At 63.5% G+C, this 13593-nt stretch carries 12 protein-coding genes; 6 read left to right on the top strand and 6 right to left on the bottom strand.

What is annotated here, in order from left to right; all coding sequences use genetic code 11:
• The first annotated feature begins 199 nt into the window (after window positions 1–199).
• The gene (locus ACLEJU_RS04385; RefSeq protein WP_435421944.1) at window positions 200–1276 is read left to right on the top strand and encodes an ABC transporter substrate-binding protein; all 1077 of its coding nucleotides are present in this window, start codon (window positions 200–202) and stop codon (window positions 1274–1276) included.
• Window positions 1277–1552: 276 nt separating this feature from the next.
• Here ACLEJU_RS04385 and ACLEJU_RS04380 read toward each other — a convergent pair whose 3' ends face one another.
• Window positions 1553–1771 (bottom strand): DUF2970 domain-containing protein, encoded by a 219-nt coding sequence (locus ACLEJU_RS04380; RefSeq protein ID WP_103448030.1) that lies wholly within the window; start codon window positions 1769–1771, stop codon window positions 1553–1555.
• Window positions 1772–1942: 171 nt separating this feature from the next.
• Window positions 1943–5650: a methionine synthase gene (gene metH, locus ACLEJU_RS04375; protein ID WP_435421943.1), complete on the bottom strand. Its 3708-nt coding sequence runs from the start codon at window positions 5648–5650 to the stop codon at window positions 1943–1945.
• Window positions 5651–5830: 180 nt separating this feature from the next.
• On the opposite strand from metH, the gene ACLEJU_RS04370 reads away from it, so the two are divergent.
• The 5 genes from ACLEJU_RS04370 (at window position 5831) to ACLEJU_RS04350 (ending at window position 11382) form a co-directional block, all read left to right on the top strand.
• Complete coding sequence (locus tag ACLEJU_RS04370; protein WP_435422056.1) at window positions 5831–8131, top strand: fatty acid cis/trans isomerase; 2301 nt, start codon at window positions 5831–5833, stop codon at window positions 8129–8131.
• Window positions 8132–8236: 105 nt separating this feature from the next.
• Complete coding sequence (locus tag ACLEJU_RS04365) at window positions 8237–9271, top strand: acyltransferase family protein (protein WP_435421942.1); 1035 nt, start codon at window positions 8237–8239, stop codon at window positions 9269–9271.
• Window positions 9272–9329: 58 nt separating this feature from the next.
• The gene (gene nfuA, locus ACLEJU_RS04360) at window positions 9330–9914 is read left to right on the top strand and encodes a Fe-S biogenesis protein NfuA (protein ID WP_027919855.1); all 585 of its coding nucleotides are present in this window, start codon (window positions 9330–9332) and stop codon (window positions 9912–9914) included.
• Between the two features lie 376 nt (window positions 9915–10290).
• Window positions 10291–10899: an SCO family protein gene (locus ACLEJU_RS04355; protein ID WP_060511040.1), complete on the top strand. Its 609-nt coding sequence runs from the start codon at window positions 10291–10293 to the stop codon at window positions 10897–10899.
• On the top strand, window positions 10900–11382 hold the full coding sequence (locus ACLEJU_RS04350) for a copper chaperone PCu(A)C (RefSeq protein ID WP_435421941.1): 483 nt from the start codon (window positions 10900–10902) through the stop codon (window positions 11380–11382).
• 48 nt (window positions 11383–11430) lie between these two features.
• Here the strand turns inward: ACLEJU_RS04350 and ACLEJU_RS04345 are convergent, their stop codons facing one another.
• The 4 genes from ACLEJU_RS04345 to ACLEJU_RS04330 form a co-directional block, all read right to left on the bottom strand.
• A complete protein-coding gene (locus ACLEJU_RS04345) occupies window positions 11431–11658 on the bottom strand; it encodes a hypothetical protein (RefSeq protein ID WP_012313790.1) in 228 nt (75 codons plus the stop codon).
• Between the two features lie 73 nt (window positions 11659–11731).
• Window positions 11732–12565, bottom strand: a complete 834-nt coding sequence (locus tag ACLEJU_RS04340) for an AraC family ligand binding domain-containing protein (RefSeq protein ID WP_435421940.1) — start codon at window positions 12563–12565, stop codon at window positions 11732–11734.
• Window positions 12562–12876: an AzlD domain-containing protein gene (locus ACLEJU_RS04335; RefSeq protein ID WP_435421939.1), complete on the bottom strand. Its 315-nt coding sequence runs from the start codon at window positions 12874–12876 to the stop codon at window positions 12562–12564. Before ACLEJU_RS04335 ends, ACLEJU_RS04340 begins: the two co-directional genes overlap by 4 nt.
• Window positions 12873–13574, bottom strand: a complete 702-nt coding sequence (locus ACLEJU_RS04330; protein ID WP_435421938.1) for an AzlC family ABC transporter permease — start codon at window positions 13572–13574, stop codon at window positions 12873–12875. The genes ACLEJU_RS04335 and ACLEJU_RS04330 overlap by 4 nt, the downstream gene beginning before the upstream one ends.
• Window positions 13575–13593 lie beyond the last annotated feature (19 nt).

The following is a 13593-nucleotide window of genomic DNA, read 5'->3' as shown; positions in this document are numbered from 1 at the left end:
GGCTGCATGCAGCTATTCGCGCGCACGGCCGCGCACTCCGGTTCGGAGCCGGGGAACGATAGCAGGTTGGGTTTATGCGCTAAAGTGATGTTTTTGCATATGAAAAGAACCAAAAGAACTAAGTGAGACTGACTGCCATTTGTTAGCCCTGCATACGACAGGTTTATACTCGGCGGTTTGTTTCAAGGGGTGTATCCGCATGCTCAAGGCACTTTGCCAAAGCTTGTGCCTGGGCCTGCCACTGGCAGCCTCCGCTCAGGCCGCCTCGGTGGTCTTTCTCAATCCTGGCCTGTCGGACGAGACGTTCTGGACCAGCTACTCGCGTTTCATGCAGGCCGCCGCAGATGAACTTGGCATGTCGCTGCGGGTGGAGTACAGCGAGCGCGATGCAGCGCTGGCGATGAGCCAGGCGCGGGCCATTCTCAAGGGCCCGCAGCGGCCGGACTACCTGGTACTGGTCAATGAACAGTACGTCGCACCGGAGATCATCCGCCTGTCACAGGGCACCGGGGTCAAGCTGTTCCTGGTCAATAACGGCCTGACAGCCACCCAGGCCAGAAGCATCCAGGCCCAGCCCGACAGATACGGTCAGGTGCTTGGTACCTTGACTGCCAACGACCAGCAGGCGGGCTTTCGCATGCTGCACGAGATGGTCGCCTTGCTGCCGCGTGACAATGAGCCGATCGACCTGGTGGCCTTTGCCGGGGTCAAGACCACCCCGGCTTCGCAGCTACGCGAGCAGGGCATGCGCCAGGCATTGGCAGACTTCCCCCAGGTGCGTCTGCGCCAGGTGGTGTACGGTGGCTGGAACCGTGAGCGCGCCTACGAGCAGGCGCAGCAATTGCTGCAGCGCTACCCGAAGACCCGGCTGGTGTGGGCAGCCAACGACCAGATGGCCCTTGGCGCCATGCAGGCGTTCGAGGAGGCCGGGCGCAAGCCAGGGCGCGATGTGGTGTTCGGCGCCGTCAACAGTTCGCCGGAAGCCTTGCGCGCCCGTATCGATGGCCGCCTGGGTGTGCTGATGGGCGGGCACACCACGCTGGGTGGCTGGGCCATGGTGCTCCTGCACGACGATGCCCAAGGCCTGGAGGTGAATCGTGACGGCAAACGTGAACACGTGCTGCCGGTGCTGCAGTCGATCGACCAGGCCAAGGCGCGGCGATGGCTGAAGCTGCTGGAACGGGACGACTATGGCGTCGATTTCCAGCATTACAGCGCCGAAGGACGTCCGCCGAGCTACCAGTACCCGTTTCTGACGTCACCTGTCGACTATTGAAAGACCTTGCTTGAGAGAAGGGCATTGCTCGTCTTAACTGCTGGTGGTGAAGTGCATTCCCATAACCACTACAAGAGGCAATGCAATGGGAAACTCTACCAAGGTCCGCAAAGCTGACAGCAGTGTCGATGCCTGGGCGATCCTTTGCCTGATCGTCCTGGTGGTGGTCACTGCCGTGTATTGGGTCAGCCACCAGTGACTTGAAACTCAAGACCGTGATGCCATCAGAGCGCCTGCGGGAGGGATACCCGCAGGCGTTTTCGTTTTGTAGAGCGCTCAGTGGGCAGTGAGGTGCAGCGCCAGTTGCACCAGGCCGATCAGCACCGCGATGAACACCAGGGTGAACAAGGTGCCCATCACGATGAAATGGCTGGCCTTGCCGTGGGTGAAGTCGCGGGCGCGGTTCTTGCCGCTCTGCACGCCGAAGGCGGCGGCGAGGATGCTGTGCAGCATCTGCCAGAAGGTTGGGGGTTTGCCCTGGCTGGAATCGTCCATGGTGGCTCCTTGGGGAATCGGAGGCAATCAGGGACAGTGTAGGCAATGGGTGAGAGGTTGCTTGTGCCGGCCCCTTCGCGGGCACGCCCGCTCCCACAGGTGCTGCGCAAGCCGTGAGTTCGGTGCGGTCCCTGTGGGAGCGGGCGAGCCCGCGAAGAAGCCAGTGCGGTCTTAGCTGTCGTAACCCAGGTTAGGCGCCAACCAGCGTTCGCTCACGCTGACGTCCTGGCCCTTGCGCGCGCTGTAACGCTCGATCTGGTCCTTGTCGACCTTGCCCACGGCAAAATACTGCGCCTGCGGGTGGGCGAAGTACCAGCCGCTGACCGCCGCCGCCGGGAACATCGCGAAGTGCTCGGTCAGGAACACCCCGCTCGGCCCGGTTTCGCCGATGGCGGTGCCGTCTAGCAGATGGAACAGGGTTTCCTTCTCGGTGTGGTCCGGGCAGGCAGGGTAGCCCGGGGCAGGACGGATGCCGCTGTACTGCTCCTTGATCAGCGCCTCGTTGTCCAGCTGCTCGTCGCGGGCATAGCCCCAGTGCTTCTTGCGCACCTGCTCGTGCAGCCACTCGGCACAGGCTTCTGCCAGGCGGTCGGCCAGGGCCTTGACCATGATCGAGCTGTAGTCGTCGCCCTTGTCCTGGTAAGCCTTGGCCACTTCCTCGGCACCGATGCCGGCGGTGGTGATGAAGCCGCCGACGTAGTCGGTGACGCCGCTGGCCTTCGGCGCGACGAAGTCGGCCAGGGACAGGTTCGGCTTGCCATCGGGCTTGATGGTCTGCTGGCGCAGGTGGTGCAGGGTGGCAAGGGCATGGCCGTTCTCACCGTAGACTTCGATGTCGTCATCGGCGACCTGGTTGGCCGGCCAGAAGCCGAACACCGCGCGGGCGCTGATCAGCTGCTCGTCGATCAGCTTGTCGAGCATCTCGCGGGCATCCTTGTACAGCGCGGTGGCGGCTTCGCCGACCACCTCGTCGGTGAGGATGCGCGGGAACTTGCCGGCCAGGTCCCAGGAGATGAAGAACGGGGTCCAGTCGATGTATTCGGCCAGGGTCCGCAGATCGATGTCTTCCAGCACCTTGACGCCGGTGAAGGAGGGCACTGCTGGCTGGTAGCCGGCCCAGTCGTACTGTGGCTTGGCGGCGATGGCCTGGGCATAGCTCAGGCGTTCGGTGCGGGCGCTGCGGTTGGCGGTGCGCTCGCGCACTTCCACGTAGTCCTGGCGGGTCTTCTCGACGAAGCCGGGCTTGAGTTCCTTGGACAGCAGCTGGGTAGCCACGCCCACCGCACGCGAGGCGTCGGTGACGTAGACCACGGCGTCGTTGCTGTACTTGGGCTCGATCTTGACTGCGGTGTGTGCCTTGGAGGTGGTGGCACCACCGATCATCAGCGGCAGGTGGAAATCCTGGCGCTGCATTTCGCGGGCGACGTGGACCATCTCGTCCAGCGACGGGGTGATCAGGCCGGACAGGCCGATGATGTCGCACTTCTGTTCGCGGGCGGTCTGCAGGATCTTCTCGGCCGGCACCATCACGCCAAGGTCGACGATGTCGTAGCCGTTGCAGCCCAGTACCACGCCGACAATGTTCTTGCCGATGTCGTGCACGTCACCCTTGACCGTGGCCATGAGGATCTTGCCCTTGGCTTCCGGCTTGTCGCCTTTCTCGGCTTCGATGAACGGGATCAGGTGAGCCACGGCCTGCTTCATCACCCGGGCCGACTTGACCACCTGTGGCAGGAACATCTTGCCGGCGCCGAACAGGTCGCCGACCACGTTCATGCCGTTCATCAGTGGGCCTTCGATGACCTCGATCGGGCGTGCACACTGCTGGCGGCATTCTTCGGTGTCTTCGACGATGAAGGCGGTGATGCCCTTGACCAGCGCGTGCTCCAGGCGCTTTTCAACGGGCAGCGAACGCCACTCTTCGTTTTCCACTTCCTTGGTTGCGCCGCCGCCCTTGTAGTCGTCGGCAATCGCCAGCAGGGCATCGGTACCGTGCGGGGTGCGGTTGAGCACCACGTCCTCGACTTTCTCGCGCAGCGCGGCCGGGATCTCGTCGTAGATCTCCAGCTGGCCGGCGTTGACGATGCCCATGGTCAGGCCGTTCTGGATCGCGTGGTAGAGGAACACCGAGTGGATCGCCTCGCGCACCGGATTGTTGCCGCGGAACGAGAACGATACGTTGGACACGCCGCCCGAGCTCAGCGCGTGGGGCAGGTGATCGCGGATGTAGGCACAGGCCTCGATGAAATCGACGGCGTAATTGTTGTGCTCTTCGATGCCGGTGGCGACGGCAAAGATGTTCGGGTCGAAGATGATGTCTTCCGGCGGGAAGCCCACTTCATTGACCAGGATGTCGTAGCTGCGCTGGCAGATTTCCTTCTTGCGCGCGGCGGTGTCGGCCTGGCCGACCTCGTCGAAGGCCATCACCACCACGGCGGCGCCATAGCGCTTGCAGAGGCGGGCGTGGTGCTTGAACTGCTCGACGCCTTCCTTCATGGAGATCGAGTTGACGATGCCCTTGCCCTGGATGCACTTCAGGCCCGCTTCGATCACTTCCCACTTGGAGGAGTCGATCATGATCGGCACGCGGGAGATGTCTGGCTCACCGGCGATCAGGTTGAGGAAGCGGACCATGGCGGCCTGGGAATCGAGCATCCCTTCGTCCATGTTGATGTCGATCACCTGGGCGCCGGCCTCGACCTGCTGCAGGGCGACTTCCAGGGCCTCGGTGTAGTTCTCTTCACGAATCAGCCGGGCGAACTTGGCGGAGCCGGTAATGTTGGTGCGCTCGCCGACGTTGACGAACAGCGACTGGCGGTCGATGGTGAATGGCTCCAGGCCCGACAGGCGGCACGCCTTGGCGATTTCCGGGATCTCGCGCGGCTTGTACTTGGCCACGGCCTCGGCGATGGCCTGGATGTGGCCCGGGGTGGTGCCGCAGCAACCGCCGATGATGTTGAGGAAGCCGCTGGCGGCAAATTCCTCGACCACCGCCGCCATCTCGGCCGGGGTTTCGTCGTATTCACCGAAGGCATTCGGCAGGCCGGCGTTAGGGTGGGCGGAGACGTGGGTGTCGGCCTTGGTCGCCAGCTCTTCCAGGTATGGGCGCAGGTCCTTGGCGCCGAGGGCGCAGTTCAGGCCCACGGAAATCGGCTTGGCGTGGCGCACCGAGTTCCAGAATGCTTCGGTGGTCTGGCCCGACAGGGTCCGGCCGGAGGCATCGGTGATGGTGCCGGAGATCATGATCGGCAGTTCGACGTTGTCGTTCTCGAACACCTGCTGCACCGCGAAGATCGCCGCCTTGGCGTTGAGGGTGTCGAAGATGGTCTCGATCAGGATCAGGTCGGCGCCGCCTTCGATCAGGCCGCGGGTGGCCTCGATGTAGTTTTCCACCAGCTCGTCGAAGGTGACGTTGCGGTAGCCGGGGTCGTTGACGTCCGGGGAGATCGAGCAGGTGCGGCTGGTCGGGCCGAGCACGCCGGCGACGAAGCGCGGTTTGTCCGGGGTTTCCAGGGTTTTGGCATCGGCCACCTGACGGGCGACGCGGGCACCTTCGACGTTCAGCTCGTAGACCAGCGATTCCATGCCGTAGTCGGCCTGGGAGATCTGCGTGGCGTTGAAGGTGTTGGTTTCGAGGATATCGGCTCCAGCATCCAGGTAGGCTTTCTCGATGGCGGCGATCACGTCCGGGCGGCTGAGCAGCAGCAGGTCGTTGTTGCCTTTCACGTCGCTTGGCCAATCGGCGAAGCGCGTGCCACGATAGTCGTGTTCCTCGAGGCGATAGCTTTGGATCATAGTACCCATGCCGCCGTCGAGGATCAGGATGCGCTCTTTGAGTGCGTGCTGGAGTGCTTGGAGACGAGCGCTGCGGTCGGACATAGGAACTACCTGGTCGGGCAAATATCAGAAGGTGCCGAATCATAACAAAGCTGCAAGGTTTTTAGGTGCACTGCCCATTTGCATGAATTATGTTCATGTTGGGCGGCTGTCATGAAAACAGAGCACCCAAGGACGACCAGGCAAATCGTGATGGCTTTCAATACCCAGGACTTTCCGCACATGGTGCATCGTATCCTTGTCAGCGTCTTCGCCCTGCTCATCAGCAGCGTGGCGTTCGGACAGGCCCCCCAATCGAGCCCGGCCATTTCCTACACCCGGGACATCCAGCCGATCTTCACCGAGAAATGCGTGGCCTGCCACGCCTGCAACGACGCCGCCTGCCAGCTCAAGCTGGAAAGCCCCGAAGGCGCGGTGCGCGGTGCCACCAAGGTGCCGGTCTATCAGGGCGAACGGAGCAAGGCCGTGCCGCCCACGCGGTTGTTCTACGACGCCCACAGTGAAGATGCATGGCGCAAGAAGGGCTTCTATTCGGTGCTCGACAACCAGGGCAGCCAGGCGGCGCTGATGGCGCGCATGCTCGAGCTGGGCCACAAGACCCCGCTCACGCCCAACGCCAAGCTGCCCGAGGAGATTGTCCTGGGGCTCAACCGCAACAACATGTGCCCGCTGCCCGAAGAGTTCGACGCCTATGCCGGCGCCCACCCCAAGGAGGGCATGCCGCTGGCGGTGACCGGCCTGACCGACAAGGAATACGACACCATGCGCCGTTGGCTGGACGCTGGCGCCCCGGTCGAGTACCAGCCGATCCAGCCAAGTGCGGCCGAGGCCAGGCAGATTACCGACTGGGAAGAGCTGCTCAACCGCCCCGGTTCCACCGAGGCGCTGGTCGGCCGCTGGCTGTACGAGCACCTGTTCCTCGCGCACATCTACTTCGTTGGCGGCGAGCAGGGCCACTTCTTCCAGTGGGTACGCTCGCGCACGCCAAGCGGCAAGCCGGTCGACATCATCGCCACGCGCCGCCCCAACGACCCACCAGGCACCGACTTTTATTACCGGCTGATCCCGGTGCAGGGCGTGATCGTGCACAAGACCCACATCACCTACCCGATGGGGCCGCAAAAGCTCAAGCGCGTGAAGCAGCTGTTTTACGCCGGCGACTGGCATGCCAGTGCGCTGCCGGGCTACGGTCCACGCCACCGGGCCAACCCGTTCGAAACCTTCGAGGCGATCCCGGCGGTGGCGCGCTACCAGTTCATGCTGGATAACGCCGAGTATTTCGTGCGCACCTTCATTCGTGGGCCGGTGTGCCGCGGGCAGATCGCCACCGATGTGATCCGCGACAATTTCTGGGCGCTGTTCCAGGAGCCGGCCCATGACCGATACATCACTGATGCCAAGTATCGCGGCGAAGCCACGCCGCTGCTCGCCATGCCAGGCCAGATCGATGACGTCGGCAGCGTGCTGAACCTGTGGCATGCCTACCGCGACAAGCGTAACGAGTACGAAAAGCTGCGCCGCGAGGCCTATGCCGAAATGCCGGCGCCGGGCTGGGCAACCCTTTGGGCCGGCAACGACAACGCACTGCTGAGCATTTTCCGCCACTTCGACAGCGCCTCGGTGACCAAGGGGCTGATCGGCGACGTGCCGTTGACCGTATGGTTGTTCGACTACCCGCTGTTCGAACGCACCTATTACCAGCTGGCGGTCAACTTCGATGTGTACGGCAACGTCTCGCACCAGCTGCAGACGCGCCTGTACTTCGACCTGATCCGCAACGGCGCCGAGGTCAACTTCCTGCGCCTGATGCCGGCCGACCAGCGTGGCAAGATCCTCGGCAGCTGGTACCAGAACAGCGGCAAGGTGAAGATGTGGCTGGACTACGAGGACATCGACACCGACACGCCAAGCGGCATCAAGCTCGACCCGCGCGACCCCAAACGCGACTTCGGCCTGAAACTGCTGCAACGCACCGGCAGCCTGAACGCCGCGCCGGACCCGATCAATCGTTGCACCGGCGCCTATTGCTCGCGGCCGCAGATGAACGAGGAGTTCCGCAACGTCGAGCAGTCGCTCAGCCGCCTGGTGTCGCGCCCGGCCGCCGGCCTGAAAGTGATCAGCCAGCTGCCCGAGGCGACCATGCTGCGCATCGAAGGCGAGGGCGGCCAGCGCCAGGTCTACAGCCTGCTGCGCAACCGCGCGCACAGCAATGTGGCGTTCCTGCTCGGCGAGGCGTATCGCTACCAGCCAGGGTTGGACACCCTGACCCTGTACCCGGGCGTACTCAGCAGCTACCCGAACTTCATCTTCAACATCCCGGCCAAGGATGTGCCTGAGTTCGTCGAGGACATGGAATACGCCAAGGATGACCCGGCGAAGTTCGAGCGCATCGTCATGCGCTGGGGCGTGCGTCGCAGTCATCCGCAGTTCTGGCGCTACTTCCATGACCTCAGCACCTACATCAAGGAAACCGAGCCGGTGGAGGACGGGGTGCTGGACATGAACCGCTACGAGAACCTCTGATCGGGTCAGTTGACCTTTGCGAATACGCTACGGTCGGAACTGGTGGGTGGTCCGGAGGCTATTACAGCCTCCGGGCCTCAATGCACCGGCAATCGCAGGTATTCCATGCTGTATTCGCTTCAGGCACTGCGGGCGTTCGCCGCCTGGGTGGTGGTCTGCCACCACTTCATGCAGATCTTCTTCGACTTCCATGCCACCGGCCCCATTGGCCAGCTACTCACCGACCGCGGCGCCGTAGGCGTCGACATCTTCTTCGTCATCAGCGGGCTGGTGATCTACCTGTCGACCCGCGACAAACCCATCGAACCGCGTCAGTTCCTGCTCAACCGGGCCTTGCGCATCGTCCCCGCCTACTGGTTCTACACTGCGTTGATGGCGGCGCTGCTGCTGGCGTTCAGCCAGTGGATGCCGCACCAGGCCTTCAACTGGCATCACCTGCTACTGTCGCTGCTGTTCATCCCGGCGGAAAACCCCGGCGGTTACGGTTTGTACCCGACTCTGAATGTGGGCTGGACGTTGAATTTCGAGATGTTCTTCTACCTGTTGTTCGGCCTTGCCTTCCTGGTGCGCCAGCGCCACCACCTGCTGCTGGTGACCGCTGCGTTGTTGCTGGTCAGTGAAGTGCTCGGCCGGATGGGCGTGCTCAGCCGTTTCTACAGCAACGACATCATCTACGAGTTCCTGCTGGGTATCGGCCTGGGCGTGATCCAGCGCCGCGGCCTGATCCGCGAAGGCCTGTGGCTGCCACTGGCGGTGCTGGGCGTGGCGGGCTATGCGATCTATCACCTGGACGCTTCGCAGCGCCTGCTGCACTGGGGCGTGCCAAGCGCCATGATCGTGCTGGCGTTCATTGCTCTGGAGCCGTATTTCAAAGGCAACCGCCTGCTCAAGGCGCTGGGTGACTGTTCCTATTCGGTGTACCTGATCCACGTGCTGGTGCTGTATGCCGGCTGGTTCGCCGCCCAGCGCCTGCACCTGAACCCGTACCTGGTGTTCGCCGTGTGCGTGCCGTCCATTGGACTAATGTCGTGGTTCAGCTACCAGTGGCTGGAGCGCGGCCTGTACCAGCGGATGCAGGCCTGGCTGGCGGCGCCACGGGAGCAAACTCAGGACTTTGCGCTTTCCCGAGTCAAATACTAGGACTTTGTACAAAGGCCAGGTTGGCGTACACTTGGCCGCAAGTCTGTGAGGAACTTCCATGAGCGCTATAACCATTACTGACGCCGCCCATGATTACCTGGCCGATCTGCTCTCCAAGCAGAACACGCCTGGCATTGGCATCCGTATTTTCATCACCCAGCCGGGCACCCAGTACGCCGAGACCTGCATCGCCTACTGCAAGCCGGGCGAAGAGAAGCCCGACGACGAGCCGGTCGGCCTGAAGAGTTTCACCGCCTACCTTGACGCAGTCAGCGTGCCGTTTCTGGAAGACGCGCTGGTCGACTACGCCACCGACCGCATGGGTGGCCAGCTGACTATCAAAGCGCCGAACGCCAAGGTGCCGATGGTCAACGAAGACAGCCCGATCAACGAGCGTATCAACTATTACCTGCAAACCGAGATCAATCCGGGCCTGGCCAGCCACGGCGGCCAGGTTAGCCTGGTAGACGTGGTCGACGACGGTATCGCCGTGCTGCAGTTCGGTGGCGGCTGCCAAGGCTGCGGCCAGGCCGACGTGACCCTCAAGGAAGGTATCGAGCGCACCCTGCTCGAGCGCATTCCAGAGCTCAAGGGCGTGCGTGACGTGACTGACCACACCCAGAAAGAGAACGCGTACTACTGATCCAGCTATCGGTGCGGCTTTGTTGTGGGAGCGGCCTTGCGTCGCGAAAGGGCTGCGCAGCAGCCCCAGGATTTCAGCGTCGAAGCTAATATCGCTGGGGCCGCTTTGCGGCCCTTTCGCGACACAAGGCCGCTCCCACACTGACCGCGCAGTGCTGCAAGAGTTGTGACAGGCAGTTGTTCTTCAGGGTCAATGCCTAGCAACAAAGTGTTACGGTTTCAACCCCTGCGACAACAGGCCGCAGCCCGTATTCAAAGGGCTGCGGGCCATCACCGCCTTGGTCGGGTAGAAGCCCACCGGGTGTCGTGCCAGAATGCCCCGGTTTTTCGGCCGGCCCGTCCCGAGGGCCGGCACCTTCCCTGTAAAGGATGGTTCAATGAATGATCAGTTTACCCGGCGCGCTGTTGTCGCCGGGATGGGCGTTCTCGGGCTCGGCCTGCTGGCAGGCTGCAACCCGGCCCGGGGGCTCGAGTTCAAGTACGGCAAGAACATGAGCAACGAGATCCTTGGGCGCAAGTTCAGCCTCAAGGACCCCCAGGGCAATGTCCGCACCCTGTCGAGCTTCTACGGCAGCATGCCGATGATCTTCTTCGGTTTCACCCAGTGCCCGGCCGTCTGCCCGACCACCCTGGCGCGTGCGGCACAGATCAAGAAGCTGCTCAGGGGCCGCGACCGCGAGATCTTCCAGGTGGTGTTCATCACCCTAGACCCGGAACGCGACACCCCGGAGGTGCTCGACGCCTACGTCAAGGCCTTCGACCCGTCGTTCACCGCCCTGACCGGCACCCCGGAAGAAATCGCTGCGGTGGCCAAGGAGTTCAAGGTGTTCTACGAAAAGGTCCCGGCCGGTGACACCTACACCATCTCTCACTCGTCCACCAGCTACGTCTACGATACACGTGGCACCCTGCGCCTGAGCCTGGGCCATTCGCTGAATGCCAAGGAATGCGCTGAAGACCTGGCTACCCTCATGGAGATCTGCTGAATGTCGATGCAACCAATCAAGCGCGGCCTAGCCGCCCTGGTACTGATGGGCCTGGCCCTGCCGGCCTTGGCGCAGACCGCCGTGAGCGACGCCTGGGTACGCGCCAGCGTGCCGCACCAGCCGTCCACTGGCGCCTTCATGACCCTGACCGCCAGCACCGACAGCAAGCTGGTCGGCGTGGCCTCGCCAGTGGCCAAGACCGTGCAGGTGCACGAAATGACCATGAACGGCGACGTGATGGGCATGAAGGAAGTGAAGGCCGTGGAGCTGCCTGCGGGCAAGCCGGTGAGCCTGGACCCCAATGGCTACCACGTGATGCTGATGGGCCTGACCCAGCAAGTGAAGGAAGGCGAGAAGGTACCGCTGACCCTGACCATCGAAGATGCCAAGGGCACCAAGGAAACCGTCGAGGTGCAGGCAGAAGTGCGCCCACTCAACGCCGAGGCCGGCGGTGGGCATGACCACATGCACATGAACCACTGACCGACGAAAGGGCCGCGTAAGCGGCCCTTCTTCATTGTGCCGCGCGCTTCAGCTACGGAAGCGTGGCAGCGGCCTTTCGAGGGTCAGCGAGGTCAGGGTCTTGCGAACCTGGGCCTCATCGGCCTCCAACGCCTTGAGGCTGGCGCGGATCTTGCCCGCAGCGGGCACATCGCCCTGGCGGTCGATCCAGTCGGCAATTTCCTTGCAGGCACTGCTCAGGCAGGCTTGGCGCTGGTTCATCAGCGATATCAGGGTGGTGAGCTCTCTTTCGGACATGACAGATCCTCCGTTCTGCACTGTCAGTGTAGCAGTGGCTGGCCAGCTTGCCTGAGGCCTGGCGTCGCAGGCGCTAGTTGTGCAGGCAGGCGCTGCGGTAGGCGCCCGGCGTGACGCCAAAGGCCTGTTTGAACTGCCGGCTCAAGTGGCTCTGGTCGGCAAAACCCAGGGTAAAGGCAACGTCAGAGGCTGCCAGGCCGCTTTTCAGAAATTCCCGTGCCCGTGCCAGGCGCCTTTGCTTCAGCCAGGCATGGGGCGGCAGGCCGGTGGCCTGGCGGAACACCCGGGCAAAGTGGAACGGCGAAAGATTGACCGCAGCTGCCAGGGCCTCCAGTGACGGCGGGTCCGCCAACTGGCTTTCCAGCAGCTCCCGCGCACGCGCTACCGCCAGCGGTTCGTTGCCGGGGGCCGTGGGTTCCGGGCAGTGGCCATGGCGCTGCACCAGCGCCAGCACCGCCTGGCGCCAGGCGGTCTGTTGCTCCAGGGCGCTGGCGCCGGCTTCCGACAGCTGATGCAGCTGGCTGAAGGCCCGGGCCAGGGCCGGGTCCTGGATCACGCTGTCCTTGAAGCGCGGCATGCCGTGCCGGCCCAGTTCCAGTTCGTCGAGCACGCCGGTAACCCGTTCATGCTCCGGATAGAAACCGCGGTAGCGCCAGCCGGCTTCGTGGGCGGTGGCGCCGGTGTGCAGTTCGTCCGGGTTGATCAGCACCATGCTGCCGACCGGCGCCAGGTGCTCGCTGCCGCGGTGCCAGAAGCGTTGCGCGCCCGACTCGATCACGGTGAACACATAGCCTTCATGCACATGCGGGGCGAAACGCTGCTGGAAGTAGCGCGCGTGCAGCATCTCGACGTCGCCGAGGGCCGGCGCCTGCCAGAGGTGGGTCTGTTCGCGCAGGGGCGTGCTCATGCCAGCCAGCTGCGCAGCAGGAAGAAGATCAACATGCTCACCAGCATGCTCAGCAATACGCTGCGGGTCAACAACACCAGCACAACGGCCACCAGCGCACCGAGCAGGTAGGGGTTGAGCGGGCTCAGGTCGAGCTGGTGGCCGGGCAGAAAGATGATCGGCCCACAGATCGCCGTGAGCATGCCGGGCACGGCAAAGCCGAGGAACTGCCGGGCGTTCGAGCTCAGGCGCAAGGGCAGGCGCGGCTCCAGAAAGGCGTAGCGGTTGAGGAATACCACGGCGCCCATGGCGAAGATCAGCAGCCAGATCATGGCCGGCCTCCGGTGAATTTCTGGCAGACGAAGCCGGCAGCCATGCCCAGCAGGCCGGCGGCGACCAAGGCGGTTTCCCAGTGCCAGTAACTGAACAGCACCGAGCAGAACAGCGACACCGCCACGCACACCACGGTGGCCACGTTGCGCACCAGGGGCGCGATCAGCGCGACGAAGGTGGCGACGATGGAGAAGTCCAGGCCGAGCTGGTCGAGGTGCGGGATGTTCTGGCCCAGCACGATGCCGGCCAGGGTGAACAGGTTCCACGCGACGTAGAAAGTCAGGCCCACGCCCAAGGCGTACCAGCGGTTGAACTGTTGCTGGTCGTAGTGGCTGGTGAGGGCGAAGAATTCGTCGGTGAGCAGGAAACCCAGGCCCAGCCGCCAGCGCAACGGCTGGCTGGACAGCACCGGGCGCATGGACAACCCATAGAGCAGGTGCTGGGACGTCAGCAGCAGGGTCGTGAGCAGGATCGACAGCAGGTTGGCACCGCCCTTGAGCATGCCGATGGCAACCAGTTGCGCGGCACCGGCGAAGACGATCGCCGACAGACCCTGGCCTTGCCAGGCGCTGAGGTTGGCCTCGATGGCCATGGAACCGGCGAGCAAGCCCCAGGGGGCGACGGCCAGGGACAGCGGCAGGATGGCGATGGCGCCGTGCAGGAAAGCTTGGCGGGCGATGGGGGGACTGCTGGACATGATGGCTGCGACACATTCT

Source organism: Pseudomonas sp. SMN11, assembly GCF_052041945.1.
GTDB lineage: Bacteria > Pseudomonadota > Gammaproteobacteria > Pseudomonadales > Pseudomonadaceae > Aquipseudomonas.
This window is presented reverse-complemented; position numbering and strand designations above follow the sequence as displayed.